The sequence below is a fragment of the Flavobacterium sp. EDS genome (assembly GCF_020991525.1).
GTDB lineage: Bacteria > Bacteroidota > Bacteroidia > Flavobacteriales > Flavobacteriaceae > Flavobacterium.
The window spans coordinates 275,059-294,215 of the sequence record NZ_JAJMOZ010000001.1 but is presented as its reverse complement, the minus strand read 5'-3'; the positions used below and the strand labels follow the sequence as shown (position 1 = coordinate 294,215).

The window sequence follows — 19,157 nt, the reverse complement described above, 5'->3', positions numbered from 1 at the left end:
ACAAGCAGTTATTTATCGTTAATGTAGTAATCCGGCATAACATTTTGAGACTACAGTGGCTTTAAAACTAAATTAATCCCATTATTCATATTGCCAACCAAACGATAACGAACAGCCGACGTAAATCATCCTAAATACAAAACCAACTTTCTATTAAGCCTATTGCCCAAATCTACTGTAGTAAGTACTGACAGTAGTTTTTATTTATTTTTCGCGATTCTAAATCCAAATCCATCATTTCGTGTACCTTTTGGAGATTGGTATCTAACTTCTGGCATATGAATTCCATATTCTAATGGCTTTCCATCAGCGCTTTGGGTTTCGTAAAACCAGCTAACTCCTTTCGAAATTTTATATGCTCCTTCTGTTGGTCCTTGTGGATTTTTTTTACTCACTAAACTATCTTTCTCAGGGTTATACCAATCAAAAACCCATTCACCAACATTTCCAGTCATATCATAGATCCCTAGTTCATTAGGTTTAAGTAACCCCACTTTATGAAAGGTGCTGTCTGAGTTTTCTTTTACCCATCCAATCTCGATTGGATTATTACTGCCACTATATTTATAGCCTCTAGTTTTCTTTCCTCCTTTAGCGGCATATTCCCACTCTGCTTCCGTTGGTAATCTTCCGCCTGCCCATTTTGCAAAGTCATTAGCTTCATCCCAAGTTGCAAGCATCGGGTTTTCGTCTATCCATTTATAATATACTTTTATTCCATGAGCGTTTTCAATAGGTGCTTCAGGCATTTTTCTGCCTGTTTTTTCACAAAACTCTCTAAACTGTTTTACGGTTATTTCATATTTACTTATATAAAAATCATCAAGTTCAACCATTCGGTGTGGACTTGTAAAACCATTTATTGTGTCGCCTTTGGGGCTAATGACGATTTTGTTTTTACCTTGTTCAAAAGCCCCGCCCTCTACAAAAACATAGTCAATATTGTCTTGTCTGCAGGAATTTAGTATCAAAAGCCCAAGGAAGAGTATAAATGTCTGTTTTGTCATAATGTCTGTTTTTAAATTACCGTTAACTTATTTAATGTGTGCAAAAAACCACACAAAGCTATCCAAATTGGGAATATTTTCTCAATATAAATCATTAAAATTTATAAGCAATAATTCTCTCGCAATCTTCAATAAACTGATTCGCTATTTGAATGTTTCCCACTACTAAAACAAAAGCTTCAGAAAAACCTGAAGCTTTTTTCGTTTATATTTGCCAACATTAATGTATTTTAAGAATAAAATACTGAACCCAAATCAAACATTACAATTAGAAATAAAAATGAAAAAAGAACTAATAACTATCTTATTTATATTTACTGTTATAAATATGTTTGGCCAAATTACAGCCACATCAAAACCTGATAAAACGAATTATTCTAATGATAAATTACCTCTTAGTGAAGCAGTTACTAATAAGGTTATAAGTCCGCTTAAAAAAGTTGAATTAGACGAAGAAGCAATCCTACTTTATGATTACGATGGCTCTATCTTTTCATATGATTTCGACTCCGAAGATATTAATTGGACTATAAAAGCTACAGATTCTAATACTGAAATGTGTGCAAATAAAGTAACCATACATGATGGCGTTATATATGTTCCGTTTATAAACGGTGAAATTTTTGCAATAGACAACGTAACTGGTGAGGCTTTTTGGAAATCAAGATTAGGCAATATTACTGATCAAATCGTTCTAAAAGATCAAACTCCAATTATAAATGGTGGAAAACTGTATATAACTGCTCAAAATCAAGATCAAAGCAGTAACATATATGCTCTTAATATAAAAGACGGGAGTTTATCATGGAGCTACAAATTAGACACTCCAAATAACGACATTCCAGTACTCTTTTTTGATAACAAAATTTTTACTCAAAGTGCTTCGAATGTTTATAGCTTTGATGCCAATACAGGAAAAGTTCTTAGCCAAAAAAGCTTTGAAGAACCTATGCATGGAAAACCTGTAACAGATGGTGAGAATATATTTATAGCAAATGAAAAAAATCTTCTTTTTGCCTTAAGTCCTAATAAACTAGACATTTTATGGCAATATAAATTAGATGAAAATCAACATAATATCAAGGAACGCATATTCTGCAAAGACAAAAAAGTATATTTCGCTGCACAAGGTTCCACAGTTTCTTCTGTATATGCTGTTGATTCAAAAACAGGAGCTCAGCTATGGAAAACTGATTTTAAAGATGATAATATCGAATATATTACCGAACATGATGATACAATTTGGGGATATACTCGTAAAGGAAAACTTTTTAAACTAAACTTAACGAATGGTGAAATAGTATTAGAAATTAAATTAACAACCCTACCTGTTTCAAATATCGAATTTCCTGAAGATGACAACTTGTTCTATTATTATTGTGATGCTGGTTTAATTGAATACAATATAAAAGATAAAGAAGAAATTGTATATTATATGCGAACCTCTCTTAAGGACGACATCTATAGTGCATACATAAAATTAATTCAATAACAAGAAAAGAAACTTTCTCAGCATCAGAATGCTTTTATCAAAATAAAATTAAGTTTCAATATTATCCGCTACTAAGACAAAGCTTCAGAGAAATCTGGAGCTTTTTTTGTTTGTGTAAATTTACAAAACAATCTCTGATTCAGATTACAAGTGCGAAGCTAGAAGACATTCGCCTGTATGAGAACGCTTCGGGGAGCGGGTCATTTTAGTTAATCATTTCTTAATCCCTTAAGAAAGTTCATCAGCATTAATATAAATTCGCCTTGTCAATTATTATGAAATAAGCTACGTTTTAAAAAAATGACTAATTATCATAATATCCTGAAAAAATATTAAAACAACTTTTATATTAAAAAATTGATTTATACAACACTTTTAAATATTGCGATTTTTCAGGGAATAGTCTTAGGCTTAATTATTTTAAAGTCTTCTATATTCAATAGTAATTCAAATAAATACCTGGCCTTCTTACTATTTGCACTTTCCATTGTTTTATTAAATTATGTTTTTGAAATTGAAGGTGTATTTACATCCTATCCTTTAATACTTTTTATAGACGCTATCGATTGGGTATTTCTATTACCTGTTTTCACATTTTTGTTTATTATAAACCGTATTGATGATGCGGTAAAAAACAGACAAAAAATTTATTTGTGTTATATTCCATTTGTCTATGCCTCTACTCTTAATATTACAATCCAACTTGATCATGTAGCAGGAATTTATAAAATCCCTGAGTCCTACATGTACCTAATCAATATACTTCAGCTGATTCAGATTTTATTGGCCATTATTATCATCCTGTTTCTACCTCTTTACTCTTATTTTATGATAAGGCATTTAAAAGACCCTCAAGAGAGAAAATGGGTCATTACCTTATTAACTATCATGTATTTGCTCTTATTTATCTGGCTAACGACCTATTTGATTGGTCTGTTTTTTCAATTAGATATTTCCTCTACCATGAGTGGGGTGGCTATATCGGCAACATTAATAATGCACTGGACAGCTTATATAGGAATTTACAAATATAGGCTTGCCAAAAATAAAGATGCCATCTATAATTTTCTAAATACAAATTTAGTTGTTTCGTCTCCCAATCTCCAAATTATAGAAACCAGCCTATCAGAAGAAAATAATACCCAGGAAGAATACAGAGAATCTATCACGGCAGATAATCTTTATTTTCAAAAACTGGAACTTCTTTGCAAAGAGCAACACATTTATACTGATAGTACATTAAACCGAGAAAAGGTCGCTGAAAAACTAGGTATAAGCTCCGGATATGTTTCACAAATAGTAAACACGATAACAGGAGACAACTTTGCCCATTATATCAATCAATATCGAGTGGAGGCTGTCAAGGAGATGATATCAAATTCGGAATATGAAAACTATAATTTGTTGGCGATGGGATTAGAATCTGGATTTACTTCAAAAACGACTTTTTATAAAGCCTTTAAAAAAGTTACTGGTCAAACACCAAATGAATATAAAAATACCAGCAAATAAGTACCATTTTATACATTTTTAAGCTTTTGAAACCTTTTCTAGTTTTTCTTATGTGAATTTTGCACTTAATAATTCAAATCACTTTTTATGAAAAAATTTTTATTACTAACTGTTATTACAGTTTTAGGATTTACAAATGTTAATGCCCAAAAAATTAAATTTGGAGCTAAAGGAGGTTTAAACTTTGCATCTATCAGCGGAGATGATACCAAAGGTATAGATGTCGTAACATCATTTAATTTTGGTGTTTTATCAGAAATTCCACTTTCTGATAAATTCTCTTTTCAACCTGAATTAATGTATTCTGGTCAGGGATATAGTTTTGACGATAATACAATTGCCTTAAGTTATCTGAACATTCCTTTAATGGGAAAATATTATTTAACAAAAGGATTGAGTCTTGAAGCTGGACCACAAATAGGTTTTTTACTTGCCGCTAAAAATGAGAAAACGAATGTAAAAGATTCGTTTAATACTTTTGATTTTGGTGTTAATTTTGGTGTAGGCTATAAACTTGACAACGGACTTAATTTTGGTGCAAGATATAATCTGGGATTAACTGATATCAATAATATAGAAGGATCTTCTAGTAAAAATAAAAACGGAGTATTCCAGCTATCAGTTGGTTATTTCTTTTTCTAAAACTTAATAATACTATAATAAAATTACAAGCTGCATCATAAATGTATTAACTCATCATTTCTTAGAGGATCTGGAAATTTTGAATTAATCATTTTGCTCTTTCAATGTCCTTAAATCATTCACAAAACGGTTCGAGAATTGTCCCGTTAGAGCTGCTAAAATAAAGCTTCAGAGAAATCTGAAGCTTTTTATTTTTAAACTACTTACTTCTCCGTTTAAGAATCATCAATTTTGTTTCCTAGATAAAGATTGCGGGAACGAAGTCAGGAAACATTCGCAGTTTTTCATTCGCATACTTTGGAGAACTAACTAAATTTATACCAATTTAGAATATATCCTAAAGATCAACTAATTATAAGCTTTAAGATGCTTTTAAAATCTTTAAAGCATTTATTTTTTGAAAATGAACTTCTTATTTTGTCCCAATAAGAAATATCGCAGTAAAAATCAATTACATTTACTTGAGAAATGATGCTCATACGTTTTTAGATAAGCTGACGTTGAGTACCACCTAAATGAAACCTTCCAATAAATTAACAAATAGAAATTTGAAAATGAGACATTTTAAAATTGTATTACTTTTACTCTTATTCAACATTAATAGTTTCGGGCAAAACGAATCTTTAATAAATTACAGTTCCATTGCAGATAGTTTGTACAAAGAAAAAAACTACAACTTAGCTACAAATTTTTATATAAAAGCATCACAGTTTGCTGATTTCCCCAATAGAAAAGGAAGCTCTTTCTATAATGCAGCTTGTTGTTTGGCTCTTCAAAATAAAAAAGACAGTGCTTTAATTTTTATAAACAAAGCTGTAGATCTAGGCTATGATGATAAATTAAATATTATAAATGATTCTGACTTAAATTCACTTCATGGAAATAGCGAATGGAATAATCTTGTAAAAAAACTTAAAGTAACAAAACAGCTAAACGGCAATCCCGCAAAAGTTTCGTTTTTTACTGAAGATATTCATAGATTCTGGAAAGCATACGATTTAGCCAACAAAAACCCGACTCAGTACAAAGAGATTTTTAAGACTAATTACTTTGACAAAGCAAGCATTGGAATGAATGATTATTTTGGTAGTAAAGTTGGTAGTATTGATCAGTTTATAAACCATATAAAATCTGCTCCTAAGTTTTATCAATCTATCCGAAAAAACACTTTAAAAGTTGATGATTATAAAAAGGATTTTAAAAAATCATTTCAAAATTTAAAAGATATCTATCCTACTGCTAAATATCCAGATATTTATTTTGTAATTGGTGCTTTTACAAGTGGCGGAACCATTTCAAAAAATGGCTTATTAATTGGCTTAAATCAAACAAGTCAAAGTGACGAAATACCAACAGATGAATTAAGTGAAGGGCTAAAAACAAGATTAAACAAAATTAAATATTTACCCAACTTAATTGCACATGAGCTTATTCACTTTCAACAAGAAACAAAGAGAGACACCATTACCTTAGGTTATGTAATAGTTGAGGGAGCGGCAGATTTTATTGGTGAATTGATAAGTGGAGACACTGCAAATCCAGATTTAATGAATTGGGCAAAAGGAAAAGAAAAGGCAATTTGGGAAAAGTTCACAAAAGACATGTATTTTAACAGATACAATAATTGGATTGCAAATTCAAAACAATCTTCAAAAAACAATCCACCAGACCAAGGTTATTGGATCGGTTACCAAATTTGTAAAGCATATTACGAAAATGCAAAAGACAAAAAGAAAGCCATTTCTGAAATACTAAATATTCAAGATTATAGAAAATTTTTAGCCGAAAGCGGTTGGGAGGATAAAGTAAGCAGGATAAAATAAAGTAGTGTTCCGTTATAACTACTAAAACAAAGCTTCAGATTTCTCTGAAGCTTTCTTGTTTTTTTAGACTGCTTTACTACTCAGTTTAGAAAATATAAATTTTATTTACATGATAGATTACTGAAACGAAGTCGGGAAATAGTAGTGTAACCTCTCATTAAATCCCTTTAGATAGTGAACATCTTAAAAAAACACAATGCAAAAACCACAAGATTATTCTTTCAAAATAAATAAATTTCAATTTTATAAAAAAAATTTCATTTGATATTAAGAAGAGATAAATACTCCTTACCCTTTTTTCCATCCAAAACAAACCATTATTAATCAAATAAATACATCTTGATTAATTAAATTTATTTTCGATTGATTATCTCTAAATGCAATATTTCCAAAATAATTAAAAAAGTTTTTTTTAGATCTTACTTGTATATCTTAAAATTAGTTCTAATTTTGCACTCGCAATACAAAAGCAGGCCCGTTCGTCTATCGGTTAGGACGCATGGTTTTCATCCATGTAAGAGCGGTTCGATTCCGCTACGGGCTACTAAAAACAAAGCTTCAGAGAAATCTGAAGCTTTTTTATGCAATAGGTTTTATCTTAACCTGCGCTTATAAGTAAAAATCTACTTTTAATATTCGGCACGCATCAAATGTGTAGCATTATGATTCAATTCTATCCCTCCATTTTCTCCGACAACGACTGTTCCTCCTAAATTTACTAGATGTTTTCCAAAAGCACAATTAGGCTCAAAAGCAAAGGTCATTCCAGACTGCAAAACAATGTCTCTTCCCGGATTAGGCAGTCTTCCTACATTACCATATCTTTTAGCTTGAGGCAAAATCTCAATACCTGGAGCTGTACCAAATCCGATTGGCCCATACGGATTAATACTATGAATAAGCGGATGTACATGCCATCCTTTAGAGTCTAACAGCGGTTTCTCCATACAATCAACCACTTCTCCAAAAGTAGTCCCTGCCTTTAAGCTAGCAACGCCTAATTCGTAGCATTCACGAGCCACTTGTGCTGCACATTCTAAATCGGGATGAATTTCTCCAACAGCAACTGCTGCTTGATGTTGCGTTTCATACATTCCATAAAGGGCAAATATTTCTGATAATACAATATCCCCTTCTTGAATAATACGAGGAGCTTGTGAGCGATATTGCCATGCTGGTGGCCCCCATCCCATATATTCAGGTCCTGATCCCATCAATATTTCTGCAGTAAATCCCCCCATAGAAATACAAGTAGAAGTTATTGCGGCTGCAATTTCTGCTTCACTTACTCCCGGTTTTACAGTCATTCGCATGGCTTCACTCATCGCTTCTCCAATCATAGCTGCATATTTCACTAATGCTAATTCTTCTTCACTTTTGGGTGCTGCAAGTTTAAAGAAATCTAAAAATACTGGCTTGAGTTCTGCTTTAGGGAATGCTTCCATTATTCCTTTCCATGTACGATGTGGAAGTGCACCATCAAAATAAAACGGTGGATATGGCTCTAATCCTATGATTCCGATTTTGGGATTTTCAGGCAATCCTATTTCTTTAAGCATTCGCCCAATGTTCTCCCCTGTTTTCCCGACATAAATTTGCTCTGGTGCGATCCACTGCTGATCGCCGCGTAATTCGGCTTGCATATGGTCGGCAATCATCATTGGAGCAAAAGTAATAACAACAGGACTTTTATCTTTATAAAACACAACCACAGAACCAAGTCTGTCATTTGTAAAATAATGATCGATACAAAACGGGGCTGGTGCTGCCGACTCACGATCTCCATAAATAATAAGGGTATCTAAGCCATTATTTGCCATAATAGTGCGAGCTATTTGCCAACGACGATCACGTTCCTTCAATGTCAAAGGTGCCGGAATATTCAATTTTGTTTTCATAACTGTAATCTTTTAATTTAACTATTACAAAGTAAAAGCAAGCTGAACCAAATACTCTTAACAAAAACGGAGATAAATTGTGCAATATGTTCTTTATTTTAACATTAATAGTTTATATTTAGACTTATAAAGTGCAAATACACCTTATTATGAAAGAAAAAATAAGATCTTATGATGTTGCTGCTGTAGCCAAAGAAGTTGGTTTACAAGAGATAAAAGGAATTGCAGTAAACAGATCCTCAGATGCAGTACGAATAGGCCTAACAGATCATCCTCATCTAGTAGATGGAATTATTTGTGCGATATGTGTAAAAGGATATGCTAAACTAAAAATCAACTTTCAGGAAAAAGAATTAAAGCCAGGCACTCTTATGGTTGTTTTACCCGATTCGATGATGGATCCAATTGAGATTTCTAACGATTTACATATTGACACTATCTTTTTTTCATATGATCTTATTTCAAAAATTGAATTTGCTAACGATTTCAATCTTTTAGAGAAAATAAATAGTAATCCATGCCAGTTACTAGGCGATGAATACCTCAACCTGTTTCAAGCTCATCATAGTTCTATTGCTACACATTATTATAGAAAACAAGAAAAAGGAAAAGAAGATGTTCTTAGCTATCTGCTTTGTGCCTTAATTATAGATATAAGAACTTTATATACCGAAAGAAATTATACTACAAAAAAGATAAGCAGACCTGAACAATTAACCAACGAGTTTTTTCAATGTCTGCTGAAATACTACAAAAAAGAAAGAAGCATTACTTTCTATGCAGATAAAATGAATTTGACTCCTAAATATCTAACGACTGCGATACGTAAACAAACAAAAAAAACGATTTCAGAATGGATAACTGAAGCTGTTATTACTCATGCTAAATCTATTCTTAAAACAACAGATACAAGCATTCAAGAAATTACCGACTTACTTAACTTTCCTGATATTTCACTATTTTGCCGTTACTTTAAAAGATACACAAATATGACTCCTACTGAATACAGAAAGTAAAATAAAAATTACATACTACTTTATAGCTACTTAACTAAATTCTTGGTTTTTCGAAATGACTCTTTTGAGAAAGACTATAATACAAATAAAAGTCATCCTCAATAGCAGATTTGTCTAGGTAATATCCATATTTGTCCATTGCTTCTGTATGCTGAACATCTTAATTTTGCATACAAACAAGACTTTTTTTTATTATAGCAACTCAAATGGACAAACATAAATTAATCCGATACCTATTTGCACTCATCATGATTGGCTTAATGATAGGAGTTTCGGAATGGCTAGATGAAAAAGAAATTCTATTTCCCGAAATGGCCGCATTAGTTCTTGGTTTATGGGTTATAGATAAAAAAATATGGACTGTAAGCAGACCCATGCTAATTGTACTAATGACTGTTTGTGCCGTTTTCGGAATCCTGCTTGTTCGTTATTCTCCGTTTCCGTTACTGGCTAATATTGCCATTTCCTTTGTCTTCACTTCGCTATGTCTTATTACTTCACGTACCACGCTAATTCCTATAACATCTGCAGCAATGTTACCTGTGTTAATGGGAACTCATTCATTGGTGTACCCTATTTCTGTTTTTATCATGAGTATCTTAGTGGTTACAGGGCAGTGGTTTCTAGAGAAAAATAAATTACGCCAAACTCCCCTTTTACACAACAAAAAACAGTACATCCATAATCCGAAACACTGGATCAAGTTATTTTTTTGGTTACTGCTTATAGCTGTAATTCCAGTATCTACTGGTCAAATATATCTTATAGTACCTCCGTTGGTGGTGATGTTTATAGAATTTAGTTCATCTAAAGCTGGTTTTCGTAATCGTCCAGTTCAGGTTTATTCAATAATGGTAATTTCTGCTGTTTTAGGAACTCTTTTTCAATATTACCTTCATTCAAAATTGGGTTTACCTCTAGTACATACGGTATTATTACTATTTTCATGCCTTTTTATACTTTTTGAAATTGTCGGTAAACCTTTTGCTCCTGCCTGCGCAATTGCTCTTGTCCCGATGATTATTCCCCAAGAAAATATACTTTCCTATCCTTTTCAGGTAGCTATTGGAACAGGCGTATTTCTATTTGTAGCCATGTTCTTTTTCCAGAAATGCTATCGATGGAGACGTGCTCAGCTTTTCGTTTGCTTTGTACCTCAAGTTATAAGATTAAGAATAAAGCGTCTGAACCGCAAAATGTAGTCAATTTAATACTATCAAAGCTACCCTAATACTGCATCATAAAAAACTTAGATATGTACTTGTGTACGTAAACATGAGCATGCTTCGTAAGCAACTAACAATTCTTAAATATATAACTAAGTAAGTTTTTTATTTGCAAATAATCTTTTAAAACATAAGAATTTACAACTAAAATTATATATTCGCCATCGTTTTAAGAGACACCTTAATATAGATACAACTTCTAATAAAACTAAGTTTAATCTCACTATTAGAGGCTTAATTATATGGATCAGTAGTTGTACTTTTTTTAACCTAAAACCCTTTTACATTAACATCATTTAAAAAACCAAACCACTTTAACAATTAACTAAAAACAAAAATGAAAAAACACCTTTTATTACTCTTAATCATGTTCTTAGGCTTCAATGCCTACTCTCAAATTATTTTCGAAAAAGGGTACTATGTAGATAATTCAGGACAAAAAATCGATTGTTTAATTAAAAACGTAGATTGGAGAAGCAACCCAACTACATTTGAATATAAATTATCTGAAGATGGTGAGCTAGAAATTGCGTCTATTAATTCGATTAAAGAATTTTCGATATACAATAATATAAAATACATCCGTAGAACTGTAAAAATAGACAAATCAAGCACAAAACTTGATGACTTGAATACTGACAAAAATCCAGTTTTTGTTGAAGAACAACTTTTTTTAAACGTATTAGTTGAAGGAAAAGCTAATTTATATTTATATGACAACGGTAACGCTCTCAAGTTCTTTTACAGTGTAGACAACGCTAATCTGGAACAACTAGTTTATAAAAAATACCTAAGTTCAATCGATAAAATAGCTCAAAATAATCATTTTAGACAACAACTATGGAATGATTTACAATGTTCTTCAATTGAAATAACTGATGTTAGAAATTTACAATATAGAGAAAAGGATTTAGTTAAATTTTTTACTGAATATAATAAATGTAACAATTCAAGTTATATTAATTATGAAAAAAAGACAAAACAAGATCTATTCAATTTATCTATCAGACCTCGTTTGAACAACACTTCTGCATCTTCACAAAATTATATTTCTAACCCAAAAAAAATTGATTTCGGAAATAAATTAGGCTTTGGTATTGGACTTGAGGCTGAATTCATATTGCCTTATAATAGAAACAAATGGGCTATTGCAATTGAGCCAACTTATCAGAGTTTCAGCAGTGAAAATTCGATTGATGTCACCCAAATATATGGAGGCAAGTTATATGGAAAAATTGAATACTCTTCGATTGAGGTTCCGTTAAGTTTAAGACATTATTTATTCCTTAATGACAAATCGAAACTTTTTGCTAATCTTTCATACGTTTTTAATATTACCTTAAATAAATCTTTTGAGTACACCCGAGCAGACGGAGCAAGATTTGGCTCTGCAGAAGATCGATCTAGAGGTAATTTCGGAATTGGAGCTGGTTATAAATTTATGAATAAATACAGCTTAGAAGTAAGACTACAAACAAACAGACAACTACTATCTAAGTATTCTTTTTGGCAAGCAGACTATAATTCATTTTCTGTAATTATAGGATACACAATATTTTAACAAAACACGTTAAACTATACTAAACAAAAGCTTCAGGGAAACCTGAAGCTTTTGTTTTTTTTTGAGACATAATTATTTTAAATCTTATCATCTAGACAAAAAACTCAAATCTAAAAGTATTACTTGCTTTCATTCTCTAGTCTTATAAATTCCTTTTTGGCCATTAACTCTGCCTGCTCAAAAAAACCAACACAAATCTCTTTGAGAAAGTTATTATATTCTGTAGCGTTCCTTAGTACTTCTTTATACTTTACCCTTTCTGAATTAAAAGACAGGAATTGAAATATTAAATTCTCTTCATTATCTGCATAAGCAAAAGGAAGCTCAATTTCTTGTATATATTTCAACAAATGAAATAAAGTACTCATTGAAAACCTACCTGTATGATATCCTAAAAACAAATGAATATGTGCAATTGCAATTTGCTTCATCGCTTTATGCAAAAATTCATTTTCCATAGTTGTCGCATCATCACTAAGACAATCTTTTCCAAGACTAAGAAATTGTTGCGCCAGTACCATTTTACTATCATAAAATTTTTTAACAAAATCAATCTCCCTTTCTAATTCAAAAGTTTTAGAATAAATAAGAAATAAAGGATTGTTATATATCAAAAGTCCATTTGATATAATTGCATTAAAAAAATATTTCTGATTATGATTTTTCTTGCGCAAATAATTAACACTATGATTAAGAATAGTCACTTTGTACTTATCCCCAAATTTTTCTTGTATCAGAGTTTCCAATGGTGTTACACCATTTTCGATATGTTCTAAATTAAGTACCAGTAAATAAAAATGATAACTAGGGAGTTGCTTGCTATAATTTGCACTTCTGTCTCCATTATCCCCATGAATTGTAGTGTATCCAAAACAATATATTGCTCTTACTTTCTTAAAGGATCCTGTAATTACATCACTTATTCCGGAGAGAGCATCGTTCATAATGTAATTAGACTGAATCTTAATATTAAAAATAGATCTTCCTAAAAAGTCCTGATTATTTAACGCTCTTACTTTTTGCTTACACGTTTTTATATATTCATAAAAGAGCCTGTTAATCTCTCTATGCATTAATTCGATTTTGGCTTTTGCTACATCTATCAGTGTAAGATCTATAGCTACCATATCAAGATTTTGCTGTACACTATTATATGCAGTATTTAGCATAATTAAGATTTCTTTATCTTCTTGAATATCTTTATTTAATATGGCTTTAAATGTGGGTGCAAAATCAATAATATAATCGTAGTGTACTAATAAACAGGTCGAACTAATAAACTCTGGCATAAGAAACTCTGAAGCACATATAAAGATATAACGCAACGTTTGATGCATTGCAAAGGCTGTATCTATACTCTTATTACTTCTTCTATAAATCGACACATTCCGAAATATCACCACTGCTGATTCAATATCTAACTCAAATCGTCTTTTGGCTTTTTTAGTTATATGTTTTGAAATAGCTAACCTTGGATAGAACACTTTTGAATCTGGCTCAAAATAAACCAATTCCTTATAAGTACAATGCTGAATAAAAAATAGTTTTCCTTTTCTAAATCCGTAATCGGCCCATTTAGAATTAATGAATTTAAAAACAAAATCGGGATATAACTTAATAATCTTAAATGCAGTTTCCCCCAATACATCTCCGTCCTGACGGCAATTTTCTTTGAGTATAAATGTTACTATAACTGCATCATTATTGCCTTTATATGACACATAAACTGCTCCTGCTTCAATAAACTGAAGCAAGTCTGAAATTGCTTTTACTAATTGTTCATAATGGGGGGTACTTTTTGCTATTTTAATCGGATATTCCATAATTCATTTTTACATGTTAAAACAACTCATTTTCTAATGTCTACCTAATATTATTTTTTTTGATCTTCTAAATACTGCGAAACTTAAAAGTTTGTCAATCCTTTTTGTCAATCAAAGTATTAATGTCCCTGCTTCTTAATCATATTTGTACTTTTTTTTTGTACGTTTGTTATTTACCTAATACTTTTCTTATAATATTACAAATATATAGAGTATATCCTACATATCACAACTAATTGAGTAAATAATCTACAAAAAAAATAAAATGATAACCGATAGAATACTACAACTTATTAAATACAAACGAATTAGCAGAAGAAAATTTTATATCGAAACTGGGCTTTCTAATGGTTTTTTAGATAAGGTAAAAGACATTGGCGTATCAAAAATAGAGCATATACTCAACGCCTATCCTGAGGTTAGCATGGAATGGCTTTTAACTGGTAATGGGGATATGATATTAAAATCTCATAAGTTTGGAGACCGATCCAATATAAAAAATGGTTCCGTTCACGAACCCGGTACTAATTCTTACAATCCTGAAAATAAAGAGGCTATTCAAAACCAACAAGTTCCTTTATATAACATACAAACTCCTGCAGGAATTGCTTCAATATTTCAAGATGCAAATCAAGATCCAATAGACTTTATATCAATACCTTATTTACCTAAATGTGATGGCGCCATTCATGTAAATGGTGACAGCATGTACCCTCTTTTAAAGAGCGGAGATATTATTATGTATAAAAGAATGAAAAATGTTATCCAGAACATCTTTTGGGGCGAAATGTATTTGGTTTATCTAATAACCGATGATCTTGAAGAATTAGTAATGATTAAATGGATACAGAAATCTGATAAAGGGGATGATTGGATAAAATTAGTAAGCGAAAATACGCAACACCAACCTAAAGAAGTTCTTTTTACAAATATTAAAGAACTAGCCCTGGTTAAAGCATCTATTAGAATAAATGCTACACATTAAATTAAAGTCACATAACAATACATTTAAGAGTTAATCTCTTTCCTTCACAGTACGTCCTAGAATAAGAAAGCTTCAGAGAAATCTGAAGCTTTCTTATTTCATACCATTCCTATATAAAACTAAATTAAAATAAATCATATATTAGCTAAACACTATAAGAACCAAACTGTTAAAACCAAAAATAATGAATTTACCTCCCTACTCTAGTTTTCCAAATATTGCTGACGTTACAATTTCGTTGCGACAAATCATTCCCACAGACATTAAAGACATTATCGAAATTTCATATTATGATGCCGTTCAAGCAACAACAGCGGAACAAGCAGCAGAAATGCAGGCTAAAATTAACAAAGACTACAGCGATGGTAATTCAATTCATTGGGGCATTGTAGAAAATAGTACAAATAAAATTGTCGGAACTTGTGGTTATTATCGCGGTCTTGACAGTGGAGCTGGCGAACTTGGCTGTGTTTTGTTACCTAGATACCGCGGTCAAGGCTATATGTCTTTAGCAATGACTTTGGCCATAGAATTCGGTATCAGCCAAATTGGTTTAAACCGCATATGGGCCGAAACATCTCAAGATAATAGGAATGCAATAAAACTTTTGGAGCGTCTTAACTTTATCAAAATTGCCGATTTAGCGGATAATCATATCGAATACGAATTAAAGCAAAACGCATAAATACATAAGCCATAACTTATTAATTTACAGCTCTATATTATAAATTTAAATAAATTATATATTAGCTAAAGAATTAACAGAACCTTTTTTAGCCCCCAAAACCTATGTCTAAAAAAACTATAATCTTACTCGGATTTATCCTTTTAAAATTTATCTTACAATATTCACTTATAAGTCCTGAATATGATTTGCAACGTGACGAATACCTGCATCTCGATCAGGCGCATCACTTGGCTTGGGGCTATTTATCAGTACCACCTGCTACCTCCTGGATTTCTTATATCATACTATTATTAGGCAATTCTGTTTTCTGGGTTAAATTCTTCCCTGCCCTTTTTGGCGTTTTGACACTCTTAATTGTTTGGAAAACTATTGAAAAACTCAACGGAAATTTGTACGCTTTGATTCTTGGTGCAACTTGTATTCTATTTTCGTCATTGTTGCGAATAAACATACTTTATCAACCCAACTCATTAGATGTATTATGCTGGACTACTTTTTATTACATTATAATTCAATACATCAATACCGAAAAAACAAAATGGCTCTTTATAGGAGCAATCGTATTTGCCCTTGGCTTCCTTAACAAATACAATATACTTTTCCTGCTTATAGGTTTGCTTCCCGCTCTTTTATTGTCTAAACAAAGGCGAATGCTAACAGAAAAAAAACTTTACATCGCCTTGGCTATAGGATTAGTACTGATACTACCCAATCTTTTATGGCAATACAATAACCATTTCCCAGTTATTCACCATATGAAAGAACTAGCCGAGACACAATTAGTTAATATGGATCGTTTTGACTTTTTAAAAAAGCAATTGCTTTATTTCATAGGCTCCTTCTTTGTGCTTCTTTCATCTTTATATGCACTATTGTTTTATAAACCTTTTAAAAAATATAGATTCTTTTTCGCTTCTATAATTTTCACACTACTTGTTTTCTTATACTTCAAAGCCAAAGCTTATTACGCCATAGGCCTATATCCTATTTATATCGCTTTTGGTAGTGTATATCTTTCTGAAATTTTAAAATCAGGCTGGAAACGTTATCTGCAACCAGTATTCATCGCTATTCCGCTATTATTTTTTGTCCCTATGTACAATTTATCATTCCCAAATAAAAGTCCCGAATATATAATAAAACACCCTGAGGGCTATAAAAAACTAGGTATGCTTAGATGGGAAGACGGAAAAGACCATAATTTACCACAAGATTATGCCGACATGTTGGGATGGAAAGAACTCGCCAGTAAAACCGATTCGGCTTATGCAACCATTGCTAATCCCGAAAAAACATTGATTCTTTGTGATAATTATGGTCAGGCTGGTGCTATAAATTATTATACAAAAAAAGGAATTAAAGCGGTTTCTTTTAATGCCGATTATATAAATTGGTTTAAGCTTGACATACAATATACCAACTTAATACGCGTGAAAGAATACCATGAAAAAGACAATGAACTTGCAGAAACTAGCCCCTATTTTAATACATCTAAAATAGCTGGCTCTATCACTAACAAAAATGCCAGAGAGTACAAAACAACTATTTTTGTATTTACTGATGCAAAAACTGATATTAATAAACGAATTATTGAAGAAATTAAAGATTCTAAAAAATTCTGAGCAACAAAGATACAAAGCTATACATGTATTCTTAGCGAAGTCATTATGGTAAAATCTTCCTAAAAACAATACTATATTTTTTTCAGAAGTTCATAAACACCAAGAACAGGTAAAAAAAACTATAAACACATGATTAACAGCATCCAATTAATAATAACCAAACTGATTTCTAAACCAAAAAATATTTTTATTTTAGATAGTATTGGTGCATTTCTAACTGCTTTCTTATTGGGATTTATCTTGATACGATTTCAAAATGCTTTTGGCATGCCGCAAAAAACTCTTTACTTTTTATCTGCTTTAGCATTGGCTTTCGCACTATATTCTTTATGCTGTTATTACTTTATTTCTAGCAAATGGAATAACTTTCTTAGCGTAATTGTAGTCGCTAATATCCTATATTGTTGCCTCACAACTGGGCTTATATTCTATCACTTTCAAACGCTAACAATATTGGGATTAACTTATTTTATCCTTGAAATAATTATTATAGTCTCTTTGATATTTATTGAAATGAAAGGGCTAAAGTTCCAAAGAAACAAAGTTTAGTTTAATCATAAAAACACAAAACTGCTTCTTAATGCTTTCATCCTAAGTAGAGTAAAAGAACCGCAAGTAGCTCAACACAGTTTGAGGAGCTATTCGTGGGATTCTTCGACTCCGCTCAGAATGACAATATCATGTTCAAACTAAAACTTTAAACCTTTACCTCTAAAAGCCTTAGCGCCTTCCTCATGCCATAAACAGCATATTCTTATTATAGTTATAGAGTACTAAATCATATGGTACTATATTTGGTAAAACTTTTTCTGAAGTGGCATCAAACTTAATATTATTTGCTTTTCGGAATAAGTAAATATCTTTTAAACAATTTGATAAACTCTGATGAATCATTGATGAAGTTATTGGCAATTTATTATCTCCTACCAATAAATCAATTTGATAATTAGAACTAGATTTTGAAAGATTATTACCTATTATTCTTATTTCGAATGTTGTAGGTTTTCCGTTATGTTCTCCCTGATATTGTACTCTCATAGTTTATCAATTTAAATTAAGTATAATTTCATTTATAAGGCTTCCCTAGCCTTTTGAAATATAAATTTACTAATAAAAATCTTTTACATTCATAATTAATTCTGAAATTTTAAAAGCATAACTACAGTTAGTTCATTACTGCTTTATTCAAAACTTCCTTAACACCTAATTATCAATACTTCACAAAAAACACATATTAAACACAAAAAACCTAATTTTTTAAGATGATTTCAATCGATGTAATTAGTATTTAATATTTTATTAAATTTGAACAACTAACCTTAAAACCTAATTTTATGGAAATGAATATCTTAGCATTTTTTGCTTCAGCACTAACCACTCTTGTTACTGGTTTTATCTGGTATAATCCTAAAGTCTTTGGAACAATCTGGATGAGAGAAGCCAGAATAACTCCAGATGATCTTAAAAAAGGAAGCATGCTGAAAATTTTCGGATTAACTTATATCTTTTCCTTAATGATCTCAATAATTGTTTCGGCATTAACTATTCATCAATCGGGAGCACTAGGAATGGTAGGAGGTCCTCCGATGCTAGAAAGTGCTAAACCATCTTTTGCAGCTTTTATGGCCGATTATGGAACTGCTTATCGCACTTTTAAACACGGTTCGCTTCATGGGTTTCTAACTGGAGTCTTTTTTGCTTTTCCAATGCTTGCTATTAACGGTTTATTTGAAAGAAAATCTTGGAAATATATTTTCGTTCATGCCGGATACTGGATTCTTACCTTAACCATAATGGGTGGAATTATTTGCGCTTGGGCATAAAATAGAAATATAAAAATCCGTTTGAAAGATAAAAAATCA

At 31.3% G+C, this 19,157-nt stretch carries 15 protein-coding genes and 1 tRNA gene; 12 read left to right on the top strand and 4 right to left on the bottom strand.

Annotated elements, in window-relative coordinates; translation table 11 throughout:
- Positions 1 to 200: 200 nt before the first annotated feature.
- Positions 201 to 1,007 carry an SUMF1/EgtB/PvdO family nonheme iron enzyme gene (locus LPB87_RS01295; RefSeq protein ID WP_230604513.1) on the bottom strand — a complete coding sequence of 269 codons (807 nt, stop codon included), beginning with the start codon at positions 1,005 to 1,007 and terminating at the stop codon, positions 201 to 203.
- Positions 1,008 to 1,287: 280 nt separating this feature from the next.
- On the opposite strand from LPB87_RS01295, the gene LPB87_RS01290 reads away from it, so the two are divergent.
- The 5 genes from LPB87_RS01290 (at position 1,288) to LPB87_RS01270 (ending at position 7,020) form a co-directional block, all read left to right on the top strand.
- Complete coding sequence (locus LPB87_RS01290; protein WP_230604512.1) at positions 1,288 to 2,499, top strand: PQQ-binding-like beta-propeller repeat protein; 1,212 nt, start codon at positions 1,288 to 1,290, stop codon at positions 2,497 to 2,499.
- Between the two features lie 357 nt (positions 2,500 to 2,856).
- Positions 2,857 to 4,011, top strand: a complete 1,155-nt coding sequence (locus LPB87_RS01285; RefSeq protein WP_230604511.1) for a helix-turn-helix domain-containing protein — start codon at positions 2,857 to 2,859, stop codon at positions 4,009 to 4,011.
- Between the two features lie 87 nt (positions 4,012 to 4,098).
- Positions 4,099 to 4,653, top strand: a complete 555-nt coding sequence (locus tag LPB87_RS01280) for a porin family protein (RefSeq protein WP_129537381.1) — start codon at positions 4,099 to 4,101, stop codon at positions 4,651 to 4,653.
- A gap of 554 nt (positions 4,654 to 5,207) precedes the next feature.
- The gene (locus LPB87_RS01275) at positions 5,208 to 6,476 is read left to right on the top strand and encodes a DUF2268 domain-containing putative Zn-dependent protease (RefSeq protein WP_129537380.1); all 1,269 of its coding nucleotides are present in this window, start codon (positions 5,208 to 5,210) and stop codon (positions 6,474 to 6,476) included.
- A gap of 472 nt (positions 6,477 to 6,948) precedes the next feature.
- Positions 6,949 to 7,020, top strand: a tRNA-Glu gene (locus LPB87_RS01270).
- Positions 7,021 to 7,105: 85 nt separating this feature from the next.
- Here LPB87_RS01270 and LPB87_RS01265 read toward each other — a convergent pair.
- Positions 7,106 to 8,374 (bottom strand): M24 family metallopeptidase, encoded by a 1,269-nt coding sequence (locus tag LPB87_RS01265; protein ID WP_230604509.1) that lies wholly within the window; start codon positions 8,372 to 8,374, stop codon positions 7,106 to 7,108.
- Positions 8,375 to 8,523: 149 nt separating this feature from the next.
- Between LPB87_RS01265 and LPB87_RS01260 the strand changes: the two genes are divergently transcribed.
- The 3 genes from LPB87_RS01260 (at position 8,524) to LPB87_RS01250 (ending at position 12,177) form a co-directional block, all read left to right on the top strand.
- Positions 8,524 to 9,390 carry a helix-turn-helix transcriptional regulator gene (locus LPB87_RS01260; RefSeq protein ID WP_230604506.1) on the top strand — a complete coding sequence of 289 codons (867 nt, stop codon included), beginning with the start codon at positions 8,524 to 8,526 and terminating at the stop codon, positions 9,388 to 9,390.
- A gap of 206 nt (positions 9,391 to 9,596) precedes the next feature.
- On the top strand, positions 9,597 to 10,592 hold the full coding sequence (locus tag LPB87_RS01255; RefSeq protein ID WP_230604504.1) for a hypothetical protein: 996 nt from the start codon (positions 9,597 to 9,599) through the stop codon (positions 10,590 to 10,592).
- A 361-nt stretch (positions 10,593 to 10,953) separates the two neighbouring features.
- Positions 10,954 to 12,177, top strand: coding sequence for a PorT family protein (locus tag LPB87_RS01250; protein WP_230604502.1), 1,224 nt, complete (start codon positions 10,954 to 10,956; stop codon positions 12,175 to 12,177).
- Between the two features lie 119 nt (positions 12,178 to 12,296).
- On the opposite strand, the gene LPB87_RS01245 is transcribed toward LPB87_RS01250, so the two are convergent.
- On the bottom strand, positions 12,297 to 14,000 hold the full coding sequence (locus tag LPB87_RS01245) for a hypothetical protein (protein WP_230604500.1): 1,704 nt from the start codon (positions 13,998 to 14,000) through the stop codon (positions 12,297 to 12,299).
- Positions 14,001 to 14,265: 265 nt separating this feature from the next.
- On the opposite strand from LPB87_RS01245, the gene LPB87_RS01240 reads away from it, so the two are divergent.
- The 3 genes from LPB87_RS01240 (at position 14,266) to LPB87_RS01230 (ending at position 17,295) form a co-directional block, all read left to right on the top strand.
- Positions 14,266 to 14,985 (top strand): S24 family peptidase, encoded by a 720-nt coding sequence (locus LPB87_RS01240; RefSeq protein ID WP_230604498.1) that lies wholly within the window; start codon positions 14,266 to 14,268, stop codon positions 14,983 to 14,985.
- 184 nt (positions 14,986 to 15,169) lie between these two features.
- On the top strand, positions 15,170 to 15,670 hold the full coding sequence (locus LPB87_RS01235) for a GNAT family N-acetyltransferase (RefSeq protein WP_230604497.1): 501 nt from the start codon (positions 15,170 to 15,172) through the stop codon (positions 15,668 to 15,670).
- A gap of 104 nt (positions 15,671 to 15,774) precedes the next feature.
- The gene (locus LPB87_RS01230) at positions 15,775 to 17,295 is read left to right on the top strand and encodes a glycosyltransferase family 39 protein (RefSeq protein WP_230604495.1); all 1,521 of its coding nucleotides are present in this window, start codon (positions 15,775 to 15,777) and stop codon (positions 17,293 to 17,295) included.
- A gap of 732 nt (positions 17,296 to 18,027) precedes the next feature.
- Here the strand turns inward: LPB87_RS01230 and LPB87_RS01225 are convergent.
- Positions 18,028 to 18,333, bottom strand: coding sequence for a hypothetical protein (locus LPB87_RS01225; protein ID WP_129537371.1), 306 nt, complete (start codon positions 18,331 to 18,333; stop codon positions 18,028 to 18,030).
- 296 nt (positions 18,334 to 18,629) lie between these two features.
- On the opposite strand from LPB87_RS01225, the gene LPB87_RS01220 reads away from it, so the two are divergent.
- On the top strand, positions 18,630 to 19,118 hold the full coding sequence (locus LPB87_RS01220; RefSeq protein WP_230604494.1) for a DUF1761 domain-containing protein: 489 nt from the start codon (positions 18,630 to 18,632) through the stop codon (positions 19,116 to 19,118).
- Positions 19,119 to 19,157 lie beyond the last annotated feature (39 nt).

Bases quoted from the DNA above. Each gene is read 5' to 3' on its own strand.
- LPB87_RS01295 (WP_230604513.1), bottom strand. From the start codon at position 1,007: ATGACAAAACAGACATTTATACTCTTCCTTGGGCTTTTGATACTAAAT.
- LPB87_RS01290 (WP_230604512.1), top strand. From the start codon at position 1,288: ATGAAAAAAGAACTAATAACTATCTTATTTATATTTACTGTTATAAAT.
- LPB87_RS01280 (WP_129537381.1), top strand. From the start codon at position 4,099: ATGAAAAAATTTTTATTACTAACTGTTATTACAGTTTTAGGATTTACA.
- LPB87_RS01275 (WP_129537380.1), top strand. From the start codon at position 5,208: ATGAGACATTTTAAAATTGTATTACTTTTACTCTTATTCAACATTAAT.
- LPB87_RS01265 (WP_230604509.1), bottom strand. From the start codon at position 8,374: ATGAAAACAAAATTGAATATTCCGGCACCTTTGACATTGAAGGAACGT.
- LPB87_RS01260 (WP_230604506.1), top strand. From the start codon at position 8,524: ATGAAAGAAAAAATAAGATCTTATGATGTTGCTGCTGTAGCCAAAGAA.
- LPB87_RS01255 (WP_230604504.1), top strand. From the start codon at position 9,597: ATGGACAAACATAAATTAATCCGATACCTATTTGCACTCATCATGATT.
- LPB87_RS01250 (WP_230604502.1), top strand. From the start codon at position 10,954: ATGAAAAAACACCTTTTATTACTCTTAATCATGTTCTTAGGCTTCAAT.
- LPB87_RS01245 (WP_230604500.1), bottom strand. From the start codon at position 14,000: ATGGAATATCCGATTAAAATAGCAAAAAGTACCCCCCATTATGAACAA.
- LPB87_RS01240 (WP_230604498.1), top strand. From the start codon at position 14,266: ATGATAACCGATAGAATACTACAACTTATTAAATACAAACGAATTAGC.
- LPB87_RS01235 (WP_230604497.1), top strand. From the start codon at position 15,170: ATGAATTTACCTCCCTACTCTAGTTTTCCAAATATTGCTGACGTTACA.
- LPB87_RS01230 (WP_230604495.1), top strand. From the start codon at position 15,775: ATGTCTAAAAAAACTATAATCTTACTCGGATTTATCCTTTTAAAATTT.
- LPB87_RS01225 (WP_129537371.1), bottom strand. From the start codon at position 18,333: ATGAGAGTACAATATCAGGGAGAACATAACGGAAAACCTACAACATTC.
- LPB87_RS01220 (WP_230604494.1), top strand. From the start codon at position 18,630: ATGGAAATGAATATCTTAGCATTTTTTGCTTCAGCACTAACCACTCTT.